Consider the following 22,724-nt stretch of genomic DNA (forward strand, 5'->3'; position numbering starts at 1 on the left):
GCCATGTCGGAGTATGAGCCTCGAATCCGTCGCGGTCACGGGTGGGACCGGAAATATCGGACCGGCCGTCGTCGCCCACCTCCGCGCGAGCGGTTACACCGTCACGAACCTCTCGCGGCACAGCGAGTCGTCGCTCGCGGACCACGACTACCGCGTGAGCGCGCTCGACCCGGGCGACCTCACCGCGGCGCTCAGCGACGTCGACGCCGACGCGCTCGTCCACCTCGGAACCATCTCGACGCCGACGAACGACCCCGGCCACCGCGTCTTCGAGAGCAACGTCCAATCGACCTACGTCGTCCTCGAAGTCGCCGCCGCGCTCGGCATCGACCGCGTGGTCGTCGCCTCCAGCATGAGCGCCATCGGCGGGAGCTTCGAACCCGACCCCGCTCGAATCGACTTCCTCCCGGTGGACGAGACTCACCGCGCGACGCCCTCGAACCCCTACGGCCTCGGGAAGTACGTCGCCGAGCAGACCGCCGCGGGGTTCGTCCGCCGCGACGACGCTCCCGAGACGGTCGCCAGCCTCCGATTCCCGTGGATGCCGAGCGAGGAGGAGGCGAGGCAAACGTTCGCCGAGGCCGACCGATCGCTGTCGGGACTGCAGGACGCGGGGCACTTCCACACCGCGCGCAACACACTCTTTTCGTACCTCGGCAAAGAGGACGCCGCGCGGCTCGTCCGCCGGGCGCTCGAAGCCGACTTCGCGGGCCACGAGGTGTTCTGGGCCGCGGCCGCCGACACCTCGACGACCGTCGAGTCAGAGACAGTCGCCCGGGAGGTCTACCCCGGCGCGGAGGTGAGAACGCCGCTTTCGGGCCACGAGGCGCTCGTCTCGACCGAGAAGGCGGAGCGGCTGCTCGGCTGGGAACCGACGTGGTCGTGGCGCGACGGGCGCGCGTGAGAAGGTAAACCGGGGCGGTCGCCTGTCGCTCAGACGAGTTCGTCGATGAGGCCGTCGCCGTCGACGAAGGCGAAGCCGTGTCGGTCGGCGTAGTCGCGGGCGGCGTCCTTCGAGAGGGCCGCGCCGGTCTCGTCGTCGAGCATCTCGCAGACGACGACCGCGGGCGGGATACCAGCCACGTCGGCCAAGGCGAGGCCGAGTTCGGTGTGGCCCTGCCGGTCCGAAAGCAGGTTCGGCGCGCCGCGGAGCAGGTGGACGTGGCCGGGCGCGCGGAACTCGCCGCCGAAGTCGTCGGCGTCGTACTCGCCGGCGCGGGCGGCCTCGGCGACGGGCGCGAGTCGAGAGATGGTCATCGCGCGGTCGCGGTCGGTGATGCCCGTAAACGAGTCGCGATGGTTCACGGTGAACGAAAACGACGACCGCGAGTCGTACGCGAGGTCGTGCGACGACGCGGCCGGGTGGTCGAGCACGTCGTCCATAAACGGGAGGCCGAGGGACTCGGACACGTCGTTCGGGAGGGCGACGCAGACGAGGCCGCCGGCGTCGTTGCGCATCCGGGCCACGTCGGCGGGGCCGACCGCACCCGCGGGGTAGACGAGGTCAGTCTCGCCCTCGCGGTCGTCGAAGTCGTGGATGAGCACCGGCTCGCCGGCGCGGAAGGCGTCGAGAACGCACGAGACGGCGTCGAAGTCGCCGGTGGATTCGGCAGTTCGGCTCATTCGTACGCCGCCTCCTCGACGCGGACCGTGACCGCGTCGCCGTCGTCGAGGTCGAGTTCGTCGCGGAGTTTGTCCGGCGCGATTATCTCCAGTTGCGACTCGTCGTGGTGTGTCCGCTCGGGGACGATGATGTGGACCGGCTCGTAGGACTCGTCGCCGACTGCGACCGAGGCGGCGTAGCACGTCGCCGGGCCGAAGGTGCGCTCGTCGTCCTCCCAGCCGTCGATGGGAACCGCGTCGAGGGCGGTCATCCCGGCGCGGGCGCGGACCGCGTCGTCGTCGAGGCGGACGTTCAGCGTGCCGGGGAACGGCTCGTAGCCGAGTCGGTCTTTGAACTGTTCCATGTAGCCCGAAAGCGAGATGTAGTGGCGGCCCTCGCCCATTCCCCCGGTGACCTCGCCGTCGAAAACGACCACGGAAGGCGTCTCGAAGATTCGCCGGTAGTCGGCGTACTCCTTTCTGAGCGCGGACTCGCCCGCGTCGGTGATGGTTATCCACTGGCCGTCGGCGACGACCTCGCGGTCGATGAAGTCGGCCTCTTCGAGCCGCTGGAGGCGGCGCGAGGCCGTCTGGTTCGACACGTCGAGTCGGTTCGCGACGCCGGAACAGGAGAGCTTGACCGGGCCGGAGCGCCCGCCGTCGAGCGCGACGAGTTTGAGCGTAGCCAACTCGTCGTACCCGACCGCCGCGGCGACTGCCGATTCTGACATACTCCCGGCTTCGAACGCGCGCCTCATAAGCGTATCGTATGTGGAATGCGTTCCAAAAGTGAGATGGTTGACGCGGAGGGAAGCGGCGGGGCGGGACCGCCGTGGATACGCGACAGTTCCAATCGCGGACGGGTAAGTCCGTCGGTCAGTCTATCGCGGTGAGAAGGGGACGTTCCGGGGGAAGCGTAGTCGTACCGCGTGATTTGGGGGATCGGTGTCGACCGCCGAAGTCGGTGTGGGTGCGTGGATACGCGGGGAGTGCTGTGGGGGCAGTGGGGTGGGGTGAGGTGGGGTGGCGGTGGGCGTGTGATTCCGCGAACTTCGGACCCGGCAAGGTCGACGGGCGAACAGCGACTTCAGAGGGAGGACGCTCTCCGCTCGGTGCTGACCTGTGAGATACCCGCGTTCGCCGAGCAACTGGGACACGCGTAGACGTTGCCGTCCTCGTCGCCGAAGACGCGGACGAAGTTGTTCGACACGAACGCATCGCAGTGGTTGCATTGACTCATGGGTGGGGTGGTGAGAGCGGCGGGTCGCCGCCCGTGATTTGAATGTCGTCCGCTTACGATATACCACTATTACCTAACTGGTAAGGTATTGGCACAGGTGGTGCTAAGACCACCCCGTAAACCGAGGGAAACGAACGTCCCCAGCCAGCGGGACCCGCGGGTCGCTCGGGCGGTTCGGAAAGGCCTTTAGCCGCCTATCGAGAATCCGCGTACATGTTCAGACAGTTCCGTGAGGAGGTCGAGACGGCGCTCTCTGCGGCGCTCTCGTCGCTCGACCTGCCCACCGACGACCTCGGGGTCGAGGAACCGCCGGAGGACGTACCCGCGACGCTCGCCTCCAGCGTCGCCTTCCGACTCGCCGGGGTCGTCGGCGCGCCGCCGCCGAAAATCGCCGCCGACATCGCCGAGGAACTCTCCGTCGAGGGCTACGACTACCTCGCCGCGGTCGACACGCAGGGCCCGTACGTCAACTTCCACGTCTCCGACGCCTACTACGACGACACCCTCGACGCCGCCGCGGCCGACGAGGAGTACGGTCGCCTGCCCGCGACCGGCGACAGCGTCGTCGTCGAGCACACGAGCGCGAACCCGACCGGTCCGGTCCACGTCGGCCGCACCCGCAACCCGGTCATCGGCGACGCCGTCGCCAACCTGCTCGACTTCGCCGGCAACGACGTCGACCGCCACTACTACGTGAACGACGCCGGTCGCCAGATGGCTGTCTTCACGTGGGCCTACGAGACGTTCGACGAGGACGAACTCGACGGCGAACCCGCGCGCGAGCGCGTCGAGTACGACCTCGTCCGTTACTACCGCAAGGGCAACGCCTTCCTCGAGGAGGCCGACCCCGAGGAAGTCGAACAGGCCGAAGCCGAAATCACCGAGATTCTCCAGGGCATCGAGGAGGGCGACGAAGAGACGTACGCCCGCGTCGAGACCGTGGTCGACCAGGTGCTCGGCGGCATGCGCGAGTGTCTCGAACGCCTCCCCGCGGAGTTCGACGAGTTCGTCAAGGAGACGCGATTCATGTTCGACGGGAGCACCCGCGACCTCGCCGAGCGCCTCAAGGAGACCGACCACGCCGTCTACGAGGAAGACGCGTGGCAGCTCGAACTCGACGACTACGGCTTCGAGAAGAATCTCGTGTTCCTCCGGTCGGACGACACCTCGCTGTACACGACGCGCGACCTCGCCCACCACGAGTGGAAGTTCGACAACTACGACCGCGCCGTGACCGTCCTCGGCGAGGACCACAAACTCCAGTCCGGACAGCTCCGGGCCGCGCTCGACATCCTCGGCAACGACGTGGACAAACTGGAGAACGTCATCTACTCGTGGGTCAACCTCCCCGGCGGCGAGACGATGTCCACCCGAAAGGGGACGGGCGTCATGCTCGACGACCTCCTCGACGAGGCCATCGACCGCGCCCGCGACGAGGTCGAGACCCGCCTCGAAGGCCGCACCCGCGACGACGACCTCGGCGAGGCCGACATCGACCGCATCGCCCGGCAGGTCGGCATCGGCGCGGTTCGCTACGACATCGTCTCCAAACAGCCCACGAAGACCATCACCTTCGAGTGGGACCAGGCGCTCAACTTCGAGGCCCAGTCCGCGCCCTACATCCAGTACGTCCACGCGCGCTGTTGCGGCATCGCCAACGAGGCGGCCGCCGCCGGCCTCGACGCGAACGAGGTCGACCCCGCCGTGCTGACGACCGACGCCGAGCGCGACCTACTGGCGACCATCGCGCGGTTCCCCGCGGTCGTCGAGGCCGCGGCCGACGACCTCGAACCCCACACCGTGGCGACGTTCGCCCGCGAACTCGCCGAGGTGTTCAACACCTTCTACCGCGAGTGCCCCGTGCTCGACGCCGACGAGGAGGTCGGCGCGGCCCGCCTCGCGCTCGTCGAAGCCTCGCGGAACGCGGTGGCGAACGCGCTCTCCATCGTGGGCGTGGAAGCGCCCGAGTCGATGTGACCGCGGGCTAAGCGAGTTCTTCGGCGACGGCTTTTTTCGAGCGATTCAGAAGAAAAGCGGGAGTGCCGCGGCCCCGGCGAGGAGCGACCCGCCGACCGAGAAGACGACGGCGGCACCGCTGCCGAGCGCGAGGACGAGAAACAACACTATCCACCAGAAGGGAACGGACTCAGAGTCTGCCATAGAGGGCTTTCCGCAGACGCGACTAAAAGGCCTTCCCGTTTAGCCGAGGAAGCGACTGAAGAACCCCTTTTTCTTCTCGTCGCGCTCGTCGTCGTCGAACGACTCGACCTCCTCGACGAGCGAGGTGGTGTAGACGCCCTCCTCGTCGCCGCCGGCTTCGGGCGATTCGTCGGCGTCAGCATCAGTGTCGGCGGTGCTCGGCTCGGCCTCGGCGACGAGGGGTTCGTCCGCGCCGAGCGCGTCCGTCTCCTCGGCGTCGGGATCGAAGTCCGCAGGGACGGACTCCGCGGATTCGGAATCCTCAGCTTCGGACCCCTCAGTCACCGGGTCGGCATCGTCCGCCCGCCCCTCGGGAGCCTCGACGGCGTCGTCGGACGGTGAACTGGGCGACAGGTCGCCGACCGACTCCTCTTCGACCGCCCCTTCAGCGAGCGGGTCCGCATCCGTCGCACCGGCGTCGGCGTCGACATCCAAGGCGGCCTCGTCGGCGGTCGAGGTGCCGCGAGTGACCGCTTCGAGGTCCGCCGCCAGCGGGTCACTCTCCGGTTCCACGTCGCCGACCGGTTCGGGGTCGGCGACCATCGAGTCGTCGGACGTGTCCGCCGCCAACGGGTCGGCCGGCGCGTCGTCATCACCGGCTTCGGCGGCGGCCTGACGAGCGTCTGGGGCTTCGACGACATCGTCGGGTTCGACGGCGTCGTCACCGCCCATCGGGTCGGCGACTGCATCCGTTTCGACCGCCGGTTCGCCCGGCTCCTCGGCGGGGTCCGCGTCGAGTTCGGCGGAGTCGTCCGACGCCTCGACGGAGCCGCCGGAGAACGGAATCGACGCCTCAAGGTCGTCGTCCGGTTCGGGGGCGTCAATGGTCTCGGCCGCCGACTCTGGGTCCGTGTCAGTGGTCTCGGCTTCGGCGTCGGGTTCCGGTTCCGGCTCGGACTCCGCTTCGGGGGCTGCATCGACCTGAACGACCGACGTGTGCTCACTCTCCTCCGGCGTGTCCGTTTCGTCGTCGGCCGTGCCGTCGTCGCTGGCCACGTCGGAAGCTGATTCCGCGGTGGCCGCCGGTTCGGGTTCCGTGTCCGACTCGTCCGCGGTGGCCTCGGGCTCCACCGAATCGACCGCATCGTCCGGAATCGGGACCGGCTTACCGGTGAGCGCTTCGGCGAGGGCGCGGTAGCCCGCGGCCGCGATGCTGTCGGGCGAGCGGGCGACGACCGGAACCTGCGTGCTGAGCGCCTCGCGGATGGCCGGGTCCTCGGGGACGACGGCGATGACGCCAGCGTCGAGGAGCGAGGCGACCACGTCGGCGTTCGGGTTCGACTGGTTAACGCGCGTGAGGACGACGCCGACCACGTCAGCGCCGATGCGCTCGCCGAGCTGTCGGGTCTTTTCGGTGTCGCCGAGCGCCTCGCGCTCGGTCGTCGAGACCAAGACGACCTCGTCGGCGAGCTTCAGCGGGACGAAGGTGTCGTCACTCAGCCCCGCGCCGGTGTCGATGATGACGATATCGTAGCTCGCTTCGAGCGCCGAGACGACCGGTTCGAGCTCCTTCGCGTTCGCCGTCGCGAACGCTTCGAGGGCGTTCGAGCCGGGGAGCACCGAGAGTCCTACCGGTCCCTCGTAGACGGCCGCCTCGACCGCCGACTCGCCTGTCAATACGTCGTGAAGCGTCGCCCCATCCGGGTCGACGCCGAGCGCGCCGGCGAGATTCGGCATCCCGAGGTCACCGTCGACGACGACGACATCGTGACCGGCCATCGCGAGCGTCGTCCCGAGGTTGGCCGTGGTCGTCGTCTTTCCAACCCCGCCTTTCGCGCTGGCAACTGCGTACACCCGGGCCATAATTCCAACGTCGAAGTCCACCCGTGACAGCCACATAAATGTTCTCCGACCGCGCTCGTCTCGAAGTCGGGTCGTAGGGCGGCTCGTGCGGCGGGATACCGCGGAACGTGACCAGTCAAAGGTTACTTAGCCGCTGGAGGGACTAGGTGGAGTGATGAGTAGCGACGCCGAGGAGGCGAGCGAGGACCGCCGAAAGTACGAATTCAAGAAGGTCATCGAGGACCTGCGAGAGTACGAAGGGTCAGGAACGCAGCTCGTCACCATCTACATCCCCGAAGACAAGCAGATTTCCGACGTGGTCGAACACGTCATCACAGAGCACAGCGAAGCGTCTAACATCAAATCGAAGCAGACGCGAACGAACGTCCAAGACGCCCTGACGAGCATCAAGGACCGTCTCCGTTACTACGACACCTTCCCACCGGACCGCGGTATCGTCATGTTCTCCGGTGCGGTCAACTCCGGCGGCGGCCAGACCGACATGGTCACGAAGGTGCTGGAGAGCCCGCCGGAGCCGATTCAGTCGTTCCGGTACCACTGCGACTCGAACTTCCTCACCGGACCGCTCGAGGACATGCTCATGGACAAGGGCCTGTTCGGGCTCATCGTCCTCGACCGCCGCGAGGCCAACGTCGGCTGGCTCAAGGGCAAGCGCGTCGAGCCGGTCAAGAGCGCCTCGTCGCTCGTCCCCGGGAAGCAGCGCAAAGGTGGTCAGTCCGCCCAGCGTTTCGCCCGCCTCCGCCTCGAAGCCATCGACAACTTCTATCAAGAGGTCGCCGGCATGGCGAACGACCTGTTCGTCCCCAAGCGACACGAGATGGACGGCATCCTCGTGGGCGGCCCCTCGCCGACGAAAGACGAGTTCCTCGACGGAGACTACCTCCACCACGAACTGCAGGACCTCGTCGTCGGGAAGTTCGACGTGGCCTACACCGACGAGTCCGGCCTCTACGACCTCGTCGACGCCGGTCAGGACGCGCTGGCCGACCAGGAGGTCATGAAGGACAAAAAGCAGATGGAGGAGTTCTTCGAGAAGCTCCACCGCGGCAACGAGTCCACCTACGGGTTCGAGGCGACCCGGAAGAACCTCGTGATGGGGTCGGTCGACCGCCTCCTCATCTCCGAGGACCTCCGAAAGGATATCGCCATCTACGACTGCGACGGCCAAGAGGAGTACGAACTCGTCGACCACCGTCACAACACGCCCACCCACGAGTGCGAAGGCGGCTCGGAGGCCGAACTGAAAGAGCGCGAGGACGTCATCGAGTGGCTCATGGACCTCGCCGACCAGCGCGGCACCGAGACGAAGTTCATCAGCACGGACTTCGAGAAAGGCGAACAGCTCTACGACGCGTTCGGCGGTATCGCCGGCATTCTCCGGTACTCCACCGGCGTCTAAGCGACTCCTCCTCGGCGTCTTCGCGCGCCACGGTGTCAAACGGTACAGAGCGGCGGCGCTCAGAGGAACGCGTCCAACTGCGCCTGCCGACGGGCGACATCGAAGTGCGGGTCGGCCGCCTCCCGCTGGAGCCGGTCGAGCGTGAGATGCACGTCGATTCCAGACCGTTCGGCGAACTCGACGCAGTCGACGATGCCGGCGCGGTTGAGCGCCAGCGAGTCGAGCATGCCGACGAGAAGCACGACCGCAGCGCCCGCGTCGCCCTCGGGAAGCACGTCCGCGAACGGCCGCGAGTCGCCGTCGGTCGGCACCGTCTCCGTCGGATGAAGTCGGAGGCAGCCGGCGCACAACCCGACGGTCAGCGCCGCCTCGGGCGCGTGAGACGCTAGCGGTTCGGGCACTGCGAAGACGGCGAGTTCACCGTCGCAGTCGGGACAGGACATGAGAGTCTCTACGCGCCGAGACGGTGAAAAACGGTCGGAGACTCGACCGAGAAGAGAACGGAATCGAGAGAGAACGGATCAGTCGGGTCAGTCGGCCGTCGCCGCTTCCGCTTCGGCCGCCGCTTTCTCGGCGGCGCGCTCTTCCTTCTCTTCTTCTTCCTTCTTCGCCTTGATCTTCTTCAGACGGAAGATTTCCTCGCGTTCCTGTTCTTCGAGCTTCTGCTCGATGTACTCCTGGTTCTCGTAGAGCTCCGGCAGGAGCTTGAACTCGAGCGCGTTGACGCGGCGCTTCGTCGTCTCGATCTCTTCGAGCATCTTCTTCATCGCCGTCTCGACCTCCGCGGCGAGGATGATGGATTCGAGGAGTTGCTCGTAGGCGTCCGCGGCCTCGTCGATGCGGGCCGAGGAGCCGAGCAGGCCGTAGCCGCGCTGGTCGAGGCTCTTTTTCACGCGCGAGGACTCGATCTGCGGGACGACGACACCCATGATGTTCTTCGACTGCGTCGTGATTTCGGGGTACTCCTTCAGCGCGGCGGCCGCGCCGCGGACCGCCACGTCGCCCTCCATGGCGCGGGCCATGTTGATTTTGTTCTGCGCGCGCTCGTAGTCCTGATTGAGGTTGGCCCGCACGTCCTGGGCCTGGTCGAGGATGTCCATGAACTCCATGATGAGCCCGTCACGCTTCTGCTCGAGCGTGTCGTGGCCCCGCTCGGAGAGTTCGATGCGATCTTCGATCGCCATCAAGTTCTTGCGGGTCGGCTTGACGTCTTCGGCCATCGTTGGCGGGGGTTGTTCGCCTGGGGTGTTAATCTTTTACTGTCTGGCCGGCCAGACCGGCCGGAACCGGTCGTGACGGGAAGGCGTCACGTCTGTGGGTCGAGACCGCGATTCAGTTCGCGGGTCGTCACGGGCGCTGATGTCGGCGTCCCGGGGGCGGGAGACATCGAGCAGCTGTCAAAAATCCGGATATACCCGTTAGTACGGTTCTCCATCGAAAAATCGAGAGATGAGTTTTCGCTCCGCCGCGTGCAGATGTTGGTGAAACGTCGCCCGCGAGACGCCCATCGTCTCCGCGAGTTCGTCGCCGGTGACGGCGTGCGGCCACTCGAAATACCCGCCGAGGTAGGCGAGTTGGAGGGCCGACTGCTGGCGGTCGGTGAGGTCGTCGTTGACGCTCGCGACGAACTCGCGGCGCGCCTCCGGCGGTTCGGACCGGTTCGTGACGGAGCGGAGTTCGGCGTTCGCCGCGACCGTCTTGAAGTCGTCGAGGAGCGCCCGCCCCGCCACGCGGTCGGGGACGACGACCGTAAACCGACAGCCGAGGCGGTCTACTTCGAGGTCGACGAGTCGCCCGCCCGCGTCGGCGACGAGGTGGACGAGCGACCCGTCGGCGAAAGTGAGTTCGTAGAGTTCGGCGTCGTCACCGCGGGGAAGGACGTCGACGCTCCGAAGACCGTCGAGGTCGGTGTCGGCTTCCTCGAACTCCGTCGCGGGGTCCGTCGAGACGAACAGACTCACGGTCCCGTCGTCGTGTTGGGCCGAACCGCGGTACGAGAGTTCGCAGTTCCCCGCGGCGGCGAGTCGGACCAGCGGCTGCGTCTCGTCGCGCACCTCGAGTTCGAGTTCGAGCCGCTCGTCGGACAGCAGGGACCGCCGGCTCTCGAACGCGTCGATGGCCGCGCCGACCGCCCTGCCGAGCGTCCCGAACACCACCCGAACCTGGTCGTCGAGTTCCGCAGCATCGGTGTAGACCGTCAGGACGCCGTACAGCGTCCCGCTGTGGACTAGCGGGACCGCGATGACGGAGTCGAACGGGACGAGCGCCTCCGCGGAGACGTTCTCATCGCCGACGGTCGCCGACTGGACGGTCCGCGTCTCCGCGGCGCGGGCGGTGGGGTCGCTGGGGTCAGACCGGTCGATTTCGAGGCCGTCGAGGAATCCAGTGTCGGTTCCGGCCCGCTCGTTTGGGACGATGACCGCCGGTGCGAGGTCGCAGTGGCCAACCCACGCGCAGTCGAACGAGCCGGCGGCGGTGACTCGATCGCAGACGGCCGCTTCGAGCTCCTGTCTGCTCTCCGCGCGGACGAGCGCGCTCGTCACGTCCTCCAGCAGCCCCTCGATGTGCTCGACGAGCGTCTGGAGGCGCGCGCGCTCTTCGTCGACCCGCGCGGCGTACCGCTCGGCGGCCGCCTCCGCGCGCATGCGCTCTGTGATGTCGGTCTGGAAGCCGACGTAGTGTGTCACCTCGCCGTCCGGTCCGCTCAGTGGCGCGACATCGACCCGGTTCCAGAACGTCTCGCCGTTCGCGCGGTAGTTCAGCAGTTCGACCGACGCCGCCTCCTCGGCCTCGATGGCGCGGCGGAGTTCGGCGACTCGCTCGGGGTCGGTGTTCGGTCCCTGAAGGTATCGGCAGTTCCGCCCCAGCGCCGCGTCGGCCGAGTAGCCGGTCATCGTCTCGAACGCCTCGTTGACGTAGACGAGCGGTCGGTCGGGCAGCGAGCAGTCGGCGACGGTGATGCCGACCGGAGCCTCGTCTATCGCCTGTTCTTTCAGGTCCTCCGTTATCTTGCTCGCGGCCGCCGCGCCGCGGCGACGCCACGCGACGACGCTTTCGACCCGCTCCGGAAGCCGCTCGAAGAGGTTCGAATCGACGACCGGGACCACGTCGGCCGCGCCGGCGTCGCGGGCGGCCGCCGCCGAGAGGTCACCGTCGCTCGGGACGACGACGACAAGCGGGACCGCGAGCGCGCCGTGGACCGCCTCCACGTCCGCGAGTCGGTCGGTCGCGAGCACGACGCAGTCGACCTGTTCGTCCTCGGCGCGCTGGCCCGCCGCCCCGACCGACGAGGTGACCGACACCGAAAGCGGCGAGAGTACGTCCAGCAGTCGCTCCCGGTCGACGGCGGGACCGACGACCGCGAGGACGCGAGCGAGAGACGAAGTGGCATCCATGTGGGGTCGTCGTGGCCGAGACGTAAGGAAGTTCTCGCGGGCGGCGCGCGGCCGCGCGGCTCGGGAGACGAACGACGCGAATAGAAGAGGAGAATCGAACCGAGGGACGAACGCGGCGTTCGTCGGGGTCTAGGCTTCCGCTTCGACCGACTCGGCGTCTTCTTCGTAGTAGTCCTCGATGAGCTCCTCGTCGATACGGTTGAGCTCGGACTTCGGGAGCATCGACAGGAGGTCCCAGCCGATGTCGAGAGTGTCCTCGATGGACCGGTCCGTGTCGAAGCCCTGGTTGACGAACTCGGCTTCGAAGCGCTCGGCGAAGTCGAGGTACTTGTTGTCACGCTCGGACAGCGCCTCGCGACCGACGATGTTCACGAGGTCGCGCAGGTCTTCACCCTCCGCGTACGCCGCGTACATCTGGTCGGACACGTCGGCGTGGTCCTCGCGGGTGAGGCCCTCGCCGATACCGTCGTCCATGAGACGCGACAGGGACGGAAGCGGGTTGATCGGCGGGCGGATACCCTGCGAGTTGAGGTCGCGGTCGATGTAGATCTGCCCCTCGGTGATGTACCCGGTCAGGTCCGGAATCGGGTGCGTGTCGTCGTCACCCGGCATCGTGAGGATGGGAATCTGCGTGACAGACCCTTCGCGTCCCTCGATACGACCCGCACGCTCGTAGAGCTGTGCAAGGTCGGTGTACATGTAACCCGGGTAACCACGGCGACCGGGGACCTCTTCACGAGCCGCACCGATTTCGCGGAGCGCCTCGCAGTAGTTGGTCATGTCGGTCAGGATGACGAGGACGTGGTAGTCCTTGTCGAACGCGAGGTACTCGGCAGTCGTGAGGGCGAGACGCGGCGTGACCGTCCGCTCGACTGCGGGGTCGTCCGCGAGGTTCGTGAAGACGACGGAGCGCTCGAGTGCGCCCGTGCGCTCGAAGTCCTCCATGAACTCGTTTGCCTCTTCCTGCGTGATACCCATCGCGCCGAAGACAACTGCGAACTCGGACTCTTCGCCGCTGTCTTCGTCCTCGGGCACCGTCGCCTGACGGGCGATCTGGAGCGCGAGGTTGTTGTGGGGAAGCCCCGACGCGGAGAAGATGGGGAGCTTCTGGCCGCGGACGAGGGTGTTCATGCCGTCGATGGCGGAGACGCCGGTCTGGATGAACTCCTCGGGGTACTCGCGGGAGTAGGGGTTGATTGCCGCGCCGACGATGTCCCGACGCTCGTCGGGGACGATTTCGGGGCCGCCGTCGATGGGCTGGCCGGACCCGTCGAGCACGCGCCCGAGGAGGTCCTCGGTCACGGGCATCTTGAGGGTCTCGCCGAGGAACCTGACGGACGCGTTCCTGTCGATACCGGTCGTGCCTTCGAACACCTGAATCGCGACGAGGCCCTCGGAGGATTCGAGAACCTGTCCGCGCTTGGTTTCGCCTTGGGGCGTCTCGATTTCGACGATTTCGTCGTAACCGATCGGCTCGTCGACCTCGGCGAACACCAGCGGGCCGCTGATTTCGGTGATAGTCTGGTATTCCTTCATGGTCTCAGTACAGCTCGCGGAGCTGCTCGGTGATCTCTGCTTTGAGGTCCTCGATGTACGCCTCCCAGTCTTCCTGCACACCGATGCGGTTCAGCCGGGGAGCCGCCTCGATGGCCTGAATTTCTTCGACGGGGACGCCGGCTTCGAGCGCCTTGAACGCCTCGTCGTTGAACGCGTGGATGGCGGTGAGGATACCGTACGTCTTCTCGGGGGAGCAGTACGTGTCCGTCGGGTGGAACGCGTTCTGCTGGAGGTACGCCTCGCGGAGGTAGCGAGCGATTTCGAGGGTCAGCTGCTGGTCCTCCGGCAGGGCGTCCTTACCGACGAGCTGAACGATTTCCTGCAGTTCGTTCTCCTCGTCGAGCACGTCGACGGCCCACTGGCGCTCTTCGGCCCAGTCGTCCTCGACGTTCTCGACGAACCACGGGTCGAGCTGCTCTTGGTAGAGCGAGTACGACTCGTTCCAGTTGATCGCCGGGAAGTGACGGCGCTCTGCGAGGTCCGCGTCGAGCGCCCAGAACGTCTTCACGATACGCAGGGTGTTCTGCGTGACCGGCTCGGAGAAGTCGCCGCCCGGCGGCGAAACCGCGCCGATGACGGAGACGGAACCTTCCTCGCCGTTGACGGTCGTGAAGTAGCCGGCACGCTCGTAGAATTCGGAGAGACGCGCGGCGAGGTACGCGGGGTACCCCTCTTCGCCGGGCATCTCTTCGAGACGCGAGGAAATCTCGCGCATGGCCTCAGCCCACCGGGAGGTGGAGTCGGCCATCAGCGCGACGTCGTATCCCATGTCGCGGTAGTACTCCGCGATGGTGATGCCGGTGTAGATACAGGACTCGCGGGCCGCCACGGGCATGTTAGACGTGTTCGCGATGAGGCACGTCCGGGCCATGAGCGGGTTCCCGGTCTTCGGGTCGTCGAGTTCCGGGAAGTCCTCGATAACCTCGGTCATCTCGTTACCGCGCTCGCCACAGCCGACGTAGACGACGATGTCCGCGTCGGCCCACTTGGCGAGCTGGTGCTGAGTGACGGTCTTTCCGGAGCCGAACGGACCCGGAATCGCGGCCGTTCCGCCCTTCGCGATGGGGAACAGGCCGTCAAGGATGCGCTGCCCCGAGACGAGCGGTTCGCGCGGGGTCTTCTTCTCTGCGGCGGGGCGAGCCTGACGCACCGGCCACTCCTGGTGCATCGTGATCTCCTCGCCGTTGTCGAGTTCCGCGACCGTCTCGGTGACGGAGAACTCGCCTTCCTCGATGGCGACGACCTCGCCGCCCTCGAAGTCCGGCGGGACCATGACCTTGTGTTCGATGGTCACGGTCTCGGGGACCGTGCCCACGACGTCGCCGGTGGCGACCTCGTCGCCAACGGAGACGGTGGGTTCGAACTCCCACTTCTTTTCGAGGTCGATACCCGGCGCGTCGACACCGCGGTCGAGGAACGCCGAGTTCATCTTCTCCTCCAACACGTCCAGGGGGCGCTGAACGCCGTCGTAGATGGCGTCCATCATCCCCGGACCGAGGTCGACGGTCAGCGGCTCGCCCGTACTCTCGACGGGTTCGCCGGGACCGACGCCGGAGGTCTCTTCGTACACCTGAATAGTCGTGATGTCGCCCTCGATTTCGATGACCTCGCCCATCAGCCCTTCGTCGCCGACGTAGACGACGTCGTTCATGCGGGCGTCGAGGCCACGGGCGGTCACGACCGGACCACTCACGCTTGCGATGACACCGTCCTCGCGAACGGAATCTTGTGTTGCCTGACTCATGTTTGGTTATTCGTCCATCAGATCGATACCGATTGCTCTCTTGATCTGGTCACGGAGGCCGCTCGCGCCGCCGGAACCGCCGAGCGTCACGAGCGTCGGCTCGATGCTGCGCTCGACCGACTGCCGGGCGTTACGCGAGAGGTGGTCGAGGTCGTTTTCGTGCATCACGATGATGCCCACGTCCTCGTCCTCCAGCGTTCGCGTCACGGCCTCGTCGAGTTCGTCGTCCTTCGCTTCATCCGGGACGTTCTCGAACTTGCGGACGCCCGCAAGTCGAAAGCCCGTGGTGAAGTCCGGACTGCCGATAACTGCGATTTCCTGGCTCATAGGATGACCAGCTCCTCTTCTATTGCATCGGGGCCCAGCCCGGCTTCGCGGCCGCGGGCGATGGCCCGGATGTTGTCCACCTCGCGCTCCTTGGCGAGGATGTACGAGACGATTGGCGTGACAGAAAGCGGGAACACGTAACCGAGCGTGTCCGCGTACTCCAAGAGCGCCGCGTCGAGGGCACGCTCGAACCCGATGAGGCTGTCTGCCTCTTCGAGGTCCGAAAGGGCCGTCGAGAGGCGGTCGCCGTACCGGCTGTCACGGATTTTCGACACCAGCTCGTCCGGGCTGGTCGCCAGCGACGCGAGCTCCGACGCGCGGAACAGCGTGCCGCCCTCGATGAAGTAGTCGACGGGGTCGAGGTCGGCACCGCTCCGCGCGATTCGGAGCGCGTTGCGGGCGTTTCGGAAGTCGATTTCGGCTTCGAGGAACTCGCGGTACTGCTTTGCCTCTTCGCCGACGACCAGGCCCTCGAGCAACTGCTCGTAGAAGGCGCGGTCGACCGCGTTCTCCAGCGGGACGAGGACGCCGACTTCCTCGTACTCCTCGTAGGCGGCCGCGAGGCCGTCTCCGAAGATGGTGCCGGAGAGGATGCTGACGACCTCCTCCATCTCGCCTGCGTCGAGCAGTCGCGAGAAGAGCCGGTCGTCGAACTCGCCGGCGCGGATGAGGTCGGATTCGACCTCGTCGCGGGACGCGCCGGAGTAGATACCGCGGATAACCGTCTTCACGTTCCACGCGTCGAACTTGCGGAGGTACCGCGCGATGAGGTCGTAGAGGCGGCCGTCTGCCCAGTCGAGGATATCGTTGAACTGCTTCGCCAGATTCCGGTTCAGCGCGTACTCGATGAGGTCGACGCCGGAAAAACGGCTCCCGAGGGCGTTGATCTCGGTCTCGTACTCCGATTCCTCCATGAACCGAGCGATTTCGGCCGGTCCCATACGGACCAGTTTGCGGTACTCCTCGTCGCCGAACAGGGCACTACGTCGCGCTCGAACGCGAGCGATGACGTATTCGGGATTCGAGCCGCCTGTAGTGCTCATTGGTCGTCGAACAGTCGCGCACTCACTTCCTTCAGATTGTCCTCCCAGACTGTGTCGAGGACCGAGTCGAAGGTGTTGTTCACCCGGACGCGCGAGTTCGAGCCCTCGACCACGACGCCACCGAGGCAGTCGCGCTCGCCGGCGAACTCGTAGCCGTCGTAGTCTTCGAGGATGCTCGAAAGCAGGTCCTCGTCGGCGGCGCGGCCGTGGACGAAGACCTCGTCTTCGTCTTCGAACTCGACCGACGCCGCGTCGAGCAGCGAGCGGGTAAGCTCTTCGCGACGGTCGCCTTCCAGCTCGGCGAGTTCGCTTTCGACCTGCTCGCGGACGCGCTGGAGCACGTCACGACGGGCGCTGAGTCGAGCCTGCTTGGCTTCGAGCTTCGCGCTGGAGAGCGCCTGTTCGCGCTCCCGTTCGAGTTGCTGCTCGACGTCCGCCTTCCGCGATTCGAGGAGCTCTTCGGCGTCGGCCTCGGCCTCGGCGACGATGTCGTCTGCCTGTTCCTGGCCGTCCTGCCTGATGTCCTCTGCGCGTGCGCGGGCTTCGTCTCGGATGTCCTCAACGACGTTGTCCAAACTCATAATGGGAAAGAGAGGGGGTGCTTAGGCCGCGAAGACAACGACCAGTGCGAGGATAACGAGGGTCTCGGGGAGAACCGTAAGGACCAGCCCGTTGACGAAGAGGTCCTCGTCTTCCGCGATGGCACCCATCGCAGCGGAACCGATGCCACGCTCCGCATAGCCTGCGGCGAAGGCGGCGATACCGACCGAGAGGGCCGCCGCAGCGTCGGCGGTGATAGCGGGCGAGGAAGCGGTTTCATTCTGCAGTGCAGTCATGAGGGGTTCAATTGCTTCAATCATTGTGTGTTCCTGAGTACCGGATTGTCGTCTCCGAACGTCTGCATGTGGCGTCAGCCGTATCATAAAGGTTCCCAAAACGTCTGGAGCGGTCTGTCTACGACGGCGGAATCGTCGTCATTGCAAAAGCAGTCGCTTCCAGCGGACAAAAGTCAAAAAAGAATCGCCGGAGAGGGTCAGTCTTCGGTCGTGAACTCGCGGTCGTACCCGAACGGGTTGTACTCGCGGCCGCCGCCCTCGAAGAACTTGTTGAAGAACTCGACGTACTCGAGACGCACGGCCTGTAGGCCGGCGCTCGTGACGCCGAGCGCGAGGACGACCAGGTGACCGACGACGAGGACGAGCAGTCCGCCCACGACGCCCGCGGCACCCGTGTGGAAGATGCCGCCGAACAGGACCTCGGTCACTTCGTAGCCGTGGTAACTCAGCGTTTCACCCGCGCCGAGTGCCGCAACCGCGGCGGAGTCGGGCATTCCGCCGAGCCCGAAGTGCCAGCCGCCGTGGTCGTCGACGTACACGCCGAAGACGAGCAGGTTGACGGCGAACGCCATCGACGCCTTCGCGATGAGGACCGCGCCGAGACGCGTGTACGACAGGACGTTCGAAAGCGGAGCGGCGAACTCGACGAGTTCGGCCAGTTCGGCCATCCCGAGGAGCACCGCGCCGAGGACGTACATCCCGAACCCGATCCAGCCGACGGTGAACGAGAAGCCGGAGAAGCCGAGCGGGATGAGCCCGTCAGCCGCGAACGTGGTGAACAGGAACTCCGGCGGCACGCCACCGAGCGCGTCGCTGAAGATCCAGATCCACAGACCGTTCAGCATGAGGATCCACGAGCCGCTTTCGAGGACTGCGTCCTTCGCACCGTGGAGTTCGTAGTTCTCGAAGAAGTCGAGGATGTACCCCACGTTGACGTGGAAGATACCGACGGCGACGCTCACGGTGAGCCAACCGAGGGCCCACTCAGAGGTGGCCGGCGACAGTCCCTTCTCGATGGGCGGGTGCGACATCCCGAGCACGCCTTCCCAGAAGTATTCGGTGATGAGGTGGAAGCCGAATATCTCGCCGTAGAGGATGCCGAACAACGTCGTGAACAGCCCCGCGGCGATGGTGACGCCACCCATGCTCTTTATCGCGCCGTCGTCGAACTTCGAGTAGAGGAAGAAGCCGATGGCGGTGTAGATGACACCGTACCCGAGGTCACCGATCATGAACCCGAAGAACGTCGGGAACGTCAGGAACAGGATGATGGTCGGGTCGAACTCGTAGTAGCTCGGGCGGTTGACCGCCTGCACGAGGATTTCGAACGGCTTGACTGCGCCGCTGTTCTTCTGGACGACCGGCGGGTCGTCGCTGGACATCGAGACCGTTCCGCCGTCGGTGGCGGCGGCCGTGCCGCCGGTCTCGGTGACTTCCTCGCGCGCGTGGTCGTGCCCGTCACGGGAGAACTCGGCGCGTTCGAGTTCCTCGACGGCGACGTGCTCGCCGACCTCGTCTTTGAGCGTGCCCGCGAACGTGTTGTAGCGCTCGGTCGGAATCCAGCCCTCGGCGACGAAGGCGTTCTCCGTCGTCGCGAACGAAAGCGGCGCTTCCGTCTTCTGGACGTCGATTGCGAGGCGCTCTTCGGCCGCGAGGAGGAACTCGCCCTCCTCGACGGCGATGTCGTGAAGCTCGGACTCGACGGTCTCGAGATTCGACTCGATTTCGCGCTTCTGCTGTTCGAGGTCGCGGATGTGCTCTTCGGGGCTTCCCGAGGCGTCCGGGACTTCGAGCGTAGCGAACTCGACGCCGACGAGCGCGTCGGCGAGCGCCATCTCGTCGGCACCGTCGACCGGGCGACCGAAGATGGCGTGCGTGCGCTCACCCGAGAAGATCTCGTAGGCGTTGATGTCGTCGGCGTCGACGACGGCACGCTCGACGGGTTCGACCTTCCCCTGTCCGACGACGACCTGCAGGGTCTCGTACCCCGAAAGCAGGTCGAGGTCGAGTCCGAGGTCGACGAACGGCTCCATCGCGTCGATTTCTTCGTCCACCGCGCGGAGCTCGTTTTCGAGCTCGGAGCGGCGGTCGTCCAGTTCATTGACCTCGGCTCGAATCTCTTCGAGGGGCTCGCCGAGCGCGTCGTCGGGGACGATGCGCTGCCGGCCGGAGTCGGTGTCTTCGACCCCGAGGATGCTCTTGAGCGAGCGGACGGTGACGAGCTTGTCGGACGCACTCTCGGCGCCTTCGATGGGCGACCCCGTCTCGAATCCGAACTCCTCCTGCCACGAGCCGTCGTATTCGGTGACGTGCAGCAGTCGGAGGTCGTGGACAGCCTCGATGACCTCGGGCATGACGCCCTTGGAACCGGTCACCGAGACCTTGCTCATCTGCTCAGGTCTGAGCATCAACCGCCTCCTCGAATTGGCCGATGGCGAATTCGACCGCGTCGTCGATGTGGTCTTCCGCCTCGGCAACCAGTTCGTCGCGGGCGTCCTCGCCTTCTTCGAGGATGCGTTCCCGCTCCGACTCTATGTCCGCGCGTCCCTCCTGTAGACGCTCGGATTCGAGCTCTGCGGCCTCTTCTTCGGCCTCGGAGCGAATCTCATCGGCTTCGCGACGCGCCTCCGCGACGAGCTCCTCACGTTTGGCCTCGGCCTCTTCAACGATGTCGTCGGCCTCCTGCTCGGCCGTTTTGATTCGTTCGAGAACCTCTTGTCTCGGCATACTCGTATCACAGGAACGTTGCACAAGCGCTGTATAAGGTGTTTGCGGAAAGTCTGTGACAGACGCTCGGGAGACGCGGCGATTCACCCCCCGTGAACGCCGACCGGCGCGGCGAATCCGCACCGTTATCATCGGTGAGTCCTAATCCCGGCGCGATGGGAGTCCTCGAAAACAAAGCGCGGGCCCGCCTGTTCTACAAGTACCTCTCGAAGGTGTACGACCGGGTGAACCCGTTCATCTGGAACGAGGAGATGCGCGACGAGGCGCTGGAGATGCTCGACATCCAGCAGGGCGACCGCGTCCTCGACGTGGGCTGTGGCACCGGCTTCGGAACCGAGGGACTGCTCCGCTACACCGACGACGTCCACGGCCTCGACCAGAGTATCCACCAGATGCAGAAGGCGTGGGAGAAATTCGGCAAGAACGACGAGGTCAGGTTCTATCGCGGGGACGCAGAGCGGCTCCCCTTCGCCGACGACTCCTTCGACGTCATCTGGTCGTCCGGCTCCATCGAGTACTGGCCGAACCCGGTCACCGCGCTCGAGGAGTTCCGCCGCGTCGTAAAGCCGGGGAGCAAGGTGCTCGTCGTCGGTCCCGACGACCCGAAATCCGGCGTCTTCCAGAAGCTGGCGGACGCCATCATGCTGTTCTACGACGAGGAGGAAGCCGACCGGATGTTCGAGGCTGCCGGCTTCGTCGACATCGAACACCACATCCTCCAGCGCCAGCCGGGCAGCCCGCGGGCCATCGTGACCATCGCGCGCGCACCAGAGGAATAAACGCGACCGCCGCGTTCGACTCGGACGCTCGTTTTCGTCACCGCTGACTCACGACGCGCTCGCTTCGAGCGCCGCGACCGGCGTCTCCCCGTCGAAGACGCGGACGGTTACCGTCGCGCCGGGTTCGATGTCCGGGTCGTTCGTCCCCGCGAGTTCGAGCGTCGCCGTCTCGCCCGCGGTCCACCGGGAGTCGGCCGCGGCGTTGAACGGACCGGTCGGTCCGGGATGGAACCCAGTAGCCGAGAAGAACGGCACGGGCGGTTGGTGGGCGAGCGGCGCTCCGTCCACGGAGATTCGAATCGCGAGCGAGTCCACGTCGAGCGGCGCGCCGCCCTCGTGAGTCAGCGACAGCGTGTCACCCGAAACCGCGAGGGATAGTGCTGTCGGTCGGGCCGGCGTCGGCGAGGAGTCGGCCGCGTCGAACGCCGCCGCGCCCACGGCAGCCGCGACGACGACCACGAGACCGATGAGGAGCACGCTCCCGAGAAGCACGGACGAGCCGCGAGTCGAGCGGCGGAACTGACGAGACATCGAGACGGGGTGGCCCCGTCATGGCATAAGAACCTCCGGTCAGATGACTGCCGGCGGACCGACCGCCGCACCGTGTGAGACGACCGAGACGCTCTCGCTCGACTCTGTCGGCGTCGACGACGCCATCGCGGCGGTCTCGTTCGTCCCCGCGGTCGTGTTCGTCACGAGGACGGGTATCGACGTCGGTGAAGTGGTGAGGACGACCGCCGAGTTGCCCTTAATCACCGTAATCGTGTAGGGAGACGACGGCGAGACGGTCCAGAGCATCCCGTCGGAACCGGTGTGACCGAGAAGCGTACTCTCCTGGCTGGCCTCGAGCCCGATGGTGACGTTCGCGTCTACCGGGTCGTCGCTTCCGCTTTCGTTCAGTTGGATCCGGAGCGGTCCGCCGGGGTAGGTCCGGTCGACAGTGAGCGTGAGGCCGTCTTTGACCTCGGTCGCGACGGCACTGGTCGTTATCGAGGTGAGGGGTCGGGTCTGCGATTCCTTGAACACGCGCCCGCTTCCGGTGTCGACGTAGGCGGTCAGCTGGCCGCGGTCGTAGTTGATTCGCACCCGGTGGCTGTCGCCGGCGCTGATGACGTTGGTCCCGTTCTGCGCGGCGCGGCTCGAATAGATGGTGGGGTAACTCTCCGCGACGATGTCGAGGGCCTCCTCGTAAGAGACCGTGCTCTGGTCGCGGTTGCGGAGCCCGGCGCGGTAGGCCTCGCGGACGTACTCGCCGTCGGCCACGACGCTGAGGACGACGCCCGTCTCGCTCGTTCGGACGGAGAACCGAGCGGTGTCGGACTGGCCGGACATGACCGTGACGGCGTACTTCCGAACCGGACCGGTGAACGTGTCGAGCTCGCGTTCGAGCGCCGCGAGCCGGCCGGAGTTGATAGAGAAGTCCGGCGTCTCGGTGGCGAGTTCGCGGAGGGCGACGCGTCGCTCGTTGAGTCCGCGGGCCTCGGCGTCGATTCGCGCGAGTTCGACGAGGAGTTCGCGCGCGGTGAGGTCCCCCCCGTTGAACCGTTCGATTGCGGAGCGTTGCGCGCTTTGCAGTGCAATCGCGCGCTGCTCGATGCTGTTTAGCTCGTCGAGAATGAGCTGTTGTCGGGTGTTGTCGTTAGTCGCCGATTCGATGCGCTCGATGGACGCCCCCGTCTGAATCTGTTCACCGGCCCTGAGGGCGGCGAAGTCGAGGGACGGACCGAGGTCGACGTGGTGTGCTTCGACCGTCGCCTGAACCAGTTCAGACGACGGGATATCGAGGACGTGAATCGTCTCGTTGGACGGCGACTCTACCTGCGCGGGGTCCGTCCCGTCGAGAGCCGCCGCTCGGGTCGAACCGTCGGCGGGTCCGACCGCGCCGAGCACTGGCGACGCCAGTAAAAGCATGACGACGACGAGCGGGAGGGCCTTCATCGACGTGGGGGTACACGGCGCCGGTACTAAAATGACCCTCTTGCCGCCGTCGACGACAGTGACCAAGGAGAACACACCTCGGCAGCGTATGACGCTGTTGAATCGATGGAAAGCGTTTTCATCGCCGGATGAAAC

The 22,724-nt window shown here is 66.1% G+C and carries 22 protein-coding genes; 4 read left to right on the plus strand and 18 right to left on the minus strand.

Features of this window, described 5'->3' with window-relative positions; all coding sequences use genetic code 11:
- Positions 1–13 precede the first annotated feature (13 nt).
- Positions 14–904 (plus strand): NAD(P)-dependent oxidoreductase, encoded by an 891-nt coding sequence (locus tag AM590_RS06495; RefSeq protein ID WP_058826754.1) that lies wholly within the window; start codon positions 14–16, stop codon positions 902–904.
- Positions 905–933: 29 nt separating this feature from the next.
- Here AM590_RS06495 and ribB read toward each other — a convergent pair whose 3' ends face one another.
- From ribB to AM590_RS21245, 3 genes are all read right to left on the minus strand, one after another.
- Positions 934–1,623, minus strand: coding sequence for a 3,4-dihydroxy-2-butanone-4-phosphate synthase (gene ribB / locus AM590_RS06500; RefSeq protein ID WP_058826755.1), 690 nt, complete (start codon positions 1,621–1,623; stop codon positions 934–936).
- The gene (locus AM590_RS06505) at positions 1,620–2,360 is read right to left on the minus strand and encodes a DUF120 domain-containing protein (RefSeq protein ID WP_172795767.1); all 741 of its coding nucleotides are present in this window, start codon (positions 2,358–2,360) and stop codon (positions 1,620–1,622) included. The genes ribB and AM590_RS06505 overlap by 4 nt, the downstream gene beginning before the upstream one ends.
- 329 nt (positions 2,361–2,689) lie before the next feature.
- Positions 2,690–2,812 (minus strand): hypothetical protein, encoded by a 123-nt coding sequence (locus tag AM590_RS21245; RefSeq protein ID WP_004969035.1) that lies wholly within the window; start codon positions 2,810–2,812, stop codon positions 2,690–2,692.
- Positions 2,813–3,055: 243 nt separating this feature from the next.
- Between AM590_RS21245 and argS the strand changes: the two genes are divergently transcribed.
- Positions 3,056–4,819 (plus strand): arginine--tRNA ligase, encoded by a 1,764-nt coding sequence (argS, locus tag AM590_RS06510; RefSeq protein ID WP_058826756.1) that lies wholly within the window; start codon positions 3,056–3,058, stop codon positions 4,817–4,819.
- Positions 4,820–4,864: 45 nt separating this feature from the next.
- Here the strand turns inward: argS and AM590_RS20765 are convergent, their stop codons facing one another.
- On the minus strand, positions 4,865–5,002 hold the full coding sequence (locus AM590_RS20765) for a hypothetical protein (RefSeq protein ID WP_172795768.1): 138 nt from the start codon (positions 5,000–5,002) through the stop codon (positions 4,865–4,867).
- 39 nt (positions 5,003–5,041) lie between these two features.
- Positions 5,042–6,844: a cell division ATPase MinD gene (minD, locus tag AM590_RS06515; protein WP_058826897.1), complete on the minus strand. Its 1,803-nt coding sequence runs from the start codon at positions 6,842–6,844 to the stop codon at positions 5,042–5,044.
- A 154-nt stretch (positions 6,845–6,998) separates the two neighbouring features.
- Between minD and prf1 the strand changes: the two genes are divergently transcribed.
- Complete coding sequence (gene prf1, locus AM590_RS06520; RefSeq protein ID WP_058826757.1) at positions 6,999–8,243, plus strand: peptide chain release factor aRF-1; 1,245 nt, start codon at positions 6,999–7,001, stop codon at positions 8,241–8,243.
- Positions 8,244–8,302: 59 nt separating this feature from the next.
- Here prf1 and AM590_RS06525 read toward each other — a convergent pair whose 3' ends face one another.
- From AM590_RS06525 to ahaH, 11 genes are all read right to left on the minus strand, one after another.
- A complete protein-coding gene (locus tag AM590_RS06525) occupies positions 8,303–8,686 on the minus strand; it encodes a DUF6276 family protein (protein ID WP_058826758.1) in 384 nt (127 codons plus the stop codon).
- A gap of 87 nt (positions 8,687–8,773) precedes the next feature.
- Complete coding sequence (locus AM590_RS06530; protein WP_058826759.1) at positions 8,774–9,463, minus strand: V-type ATP synthase subunit D; 690 nt, start codon at positions 9,461–9,463, stop codon at positions 8,774–8,776.
- A gap of 198 nt (positions 9,464–9,661) precedes the next feature.
- The gene (locus tag AM590_RS06535; RefSeq protein ID WP_058826760.1) at positions 9,662–11,638 is read right to left on the minus strand and encodes a bacterio-opsin activator domain-containing protein; all 1,977 of its coding nucleotides are present in this window, start codon (positions 11,636–11,638) and stop codon (positions 9,662–9,664) included.
- Positions 11,639–11,767: 129 nt separating this feature from the next.
- Positions 11,768–13,174 (minus strand): ATP synthase subunit B, encoded by a 1,407-nt coding sequence (locus tag AM590_RS06540; RefSeq protein ID WP_042663443.1) that lies wholly within the window; start codon positions 13,172–13,174, stop codon positions 11,768–11,770.
- Positions 13,175–13,178: 4 nt separating this feature from the next.
- Positions 13,179–14,939, minus strand: a complete 1,761-nt coding sequence (locus AM590_RS06545; RefSeq protein WP_058826761.1) for an ATP synthase subunit A — start codon at positions 14,937–14,939, stop codon at positions 13,179–13,181.
- A gap of 6 nt (positions 14,940–14,945) precedes the next feature.
- A complete protein-coding gene (locus AM590_RS06550; protein ID WP_058826762.1) occupies positions 14,946–15,266 on the minus strand; it encodes a V-type ATP synthase subunit F in 321 nt (106 codons plus the stop codon).
- Positions 15,263–16,309 (minus strand): V-type ATP synthase subunit C, encoded by a 1,047-nt coding sequence (locus AM590_RS06555; protein WP_058826763.1) that lies wholly within the window; start codon positions 16,307–16,309, stop codon positions 15,263–15,265. The genes AM590_RS06550 and AM590_RS06555 overlap by 4 nt, the downstream gene beginning before the upstream one ends.
- Positions 16,306–16,890 (minus strand): V-type ATP synthase subunit E, encoded by a 585-nt coding sequence (locus tag AM590_RS06560; protein ID WP_058826764.1) that lies wholly within the window; start codon positions 16,888–16,890, stop codon positions 16,306–16,308. The genes AM590_RS06555 and AM590_RS06560 overlap by 4 nt, the downstream gene beginning before the upstream one ends.
- 21 nt (positions 16,891–16,911) lie before the next feature.
- The gene (locus tag AM590_RS06565; RefSeq protein WP_004973645.1) at positions 16,912–17,169 is read right to left on the minus strand and encodes a F0F1 ATP synthase subunit C; all 258 of its coding nucleotides are present in this window, start codon (positions 17,167–17,169) and stop codon (positions 16,912–16,914) included.
- Positions 17,170–17,342: 173 nt separating this feature from the next.
- The gene (locus AM590_RS06570; RefSeq protein ID WP_058826765.1) at positions 17,343–19,553 is read right to left on the minus strand and encodes a V-type ATP synthase subunit I; all 2,211 of its coding nucleotides are present in this window, start codon (positions 19,551–19,553) and stop codon (positions 17,343–17,345) included.
- Positions 19,540–19,872, minus strand: coding sequence for an ATP synthase archaeal subunit H (ahaH, locus tag AM590_RS06575; protein WP_008091423.1), 333 nt, complete (start codon positions 19,870–19,872; stop codon positions 19,540–19,542). The genes AM590_RS06570 and ahaH overlap by 14 nt, the downstream gene beginning before the upstream one ends.
- Before the next feature lie 155 nt (positions 19,873–20,027).
- Here ahaH and AM590_RS06580 point away from each other — a divergent pair, with 155 nt between their 5' ends.
- A complete protein-coding gene (locus AM590_RS06580) occupies positions 20,028–20,651 on the plus strand; it encodes a methyltransferase domain-containing protein (RefSeq protein ID WP_004973651.1) in 624 nt (207 codons plus the stop codon).
- A gap of 48 nt (positions 20,652–20,699) precedes the next feature.
- On the opposite strand, the gene AM590_RS06585 is transcribed toward AM590_RS06580, so the two are convergent.
- Together AM590_RS06585 and AM590_RS06590 are read right to left on the minus strand one after the other, a co-directional pair.
- Positions 20,700–21,182 (minus strand): type IV pilin, encoded by a 483-nt coding sequence (locus tag AM590_RS06585; protein WP_058826766.1) that lies wholly within the window; start codon positions 21,180–21,182, stop codon positions 20,700–20,702.
- 39 nt (positions 21,183–21,221) lie between these two features.
- Positions 21,222–22,589: a hypothetical protein gene (locus AM590_RS06590; RefSeq protein ID WP_058826767.1), complete on the minus strand. Its 1,368-nt coding sequence runs from the start codon at positions 22,587–22,589 to the stop codon at positions 21,222–21,224.
- Positions 22,590–22,724: the final 135 nt, after the last annotated feature.

The organism is Haloferax sp. Q22 (genome assembly GCF_001482285.1).
In the GTDB taxonomy this organism is placed as follows: Archaea; Halobacteriota; Halobacteria; order Halobacteriales; family Haloferacaceae; genus Haloferax.

Coding starts and splice junctions, on each gene's coding strand:
- AM590_RS06545 (WP_058826761.1), bottom strand. CDS start 14,939: ATGAGTCAGGCAACACAAGATTCCGTTCGCGAGGACGGTGTCATCGCA.
- ribB (WP_058826755.1), bottom strand. CDS start 1,623: ATGAGCCGAACTGCCGAATCCACCGGCGACTTCGACGCCGTCTCGTGC.
- prf1 (WP_058826757.1), top strand. CDS start 6,999: ATGAGTAGCGACGCCGAGGAGGCGAGCGAGGACCGCCGAAAGTACGAA.
- AM590_RS06585 (WP_058826766.1), bottom strand. CDS start 21,182: ATGTCTCGTCAGTTCCGCCGCTCGACTCGCGGCTCGTCCGTGCTTCTC.
- ahaH (WP_008091423.1), bottom strand. CDS start 19,872: ATGCCGAGACAAGAGGTTCTCGAACGAATCAAAACGGCCGAGCAGGAG.
- AM590_RS06580 (WP_004973651.1), top strand. CDS start 20,028: ATGGGAGTCCTCGAAAACAAAGCGCGGGCCCGCCTGTTCTACAAGTAC.
- AM590_RS06550 (WP_058826762.1), bottom strand. CDS start 15,266: ATGAGCCAGGAAATCGCAGTTATCGGCAGTCCGGACTTCACCACGGGC.
- AM590_RS06535 (WP_058826760.1), bottom strand. CDS start 11,638: ATGGATGCCACTTCGTCTCTCGCTCGCGTCCTCGCGGTCGTCGGTCCC.
- AM590_RS20765 (WP_172795768.1), bottom strand. CDS start 5,002: ATGGCAGACTCTGAGTCCGTTCCCTTCTGGTGGATAGTGTTGTTTCTC.
- AM590_RS06495 (WP_058826754.1), top strand. CDS start 14: ATGAGCCTCGAATCCGTCGCGGTCACGGGTGGGACCGGAAATATCGGA.
- argS (WP_058826756.1), top strand. CDS start 3,056: ATGTTCAGACAGTTCCGTGAGGAGGTCGAGACGGCGCTCTCTGCGGCG.
- AM590_RS06540 (WP_042663443.1), bottom strand. CDS start 13,174: ATGAAGGAATACCAGACTATCACCGAAATCAGCGGCCCGCTGGTGTTC.
- minD (WP_058826897.1), bottom strand. CDS start 6,844: ATGGCCCGGGTGTACGCAGTTGCCAGCGCGAAAGGCGGGGTTGGAAAG.
- AM590_RS06590 (WP_058826767.1), bottom strand. CDS start 22,589: ATGAAGGCCCTCCCGCTCGTCGTCGTCATGCTTTTACTGGCGTCGCCA.
- AM590_RS06505 (WP_172795767.1), bottom strand. CDS start 2,360: ATGAGGCGCGCGTTCGAAGCCGGGAGTATGTCAGAATCGGCAGTCGCC.
- AM590_RS06565 (WP_004973645.1), bottom strand. CDS start 17,169: ATGATTGAAGCAATTGAACCCCTCATGACTGCACTGCAGAATGAAACC.
- AM590_RS06530 (WP_058826759.1), bottom strand. CDS start 9,463: ATGGCCGAAGACGTCAAGCCGACCCGCAAGAACTTGATGGCGATCGAA.
- AM590_RS06525 (WP_058826758.1), bottom strand. CDS start 8,686: ATGTCCTGTCCCGACTGCGACGGTGAACTCGCCGTCTTCGCAGTGCCC.
- AM590_RS06555 (WP_058826763.1), bottom strand. CDS start 16,309: ATGAGCACTACAGGCGGCTCGAATCCCGAATACGTCATCGCTCGCGTT.
- AM590_RS06560 (WP_058826764.1), bottom strand. CDS start 16,890: ATGAGTTTGGACAACGTCGTTGAGGACATCCGAGACGAAGCCCGCGCA.
- AM590_RS06570 (WP_058826765.1), bottom strand. CDS start 19,553: ATGCTCAGACCTGAGCAGATGAGCAAGGTCTCGGTGACCGGTTCCAAG.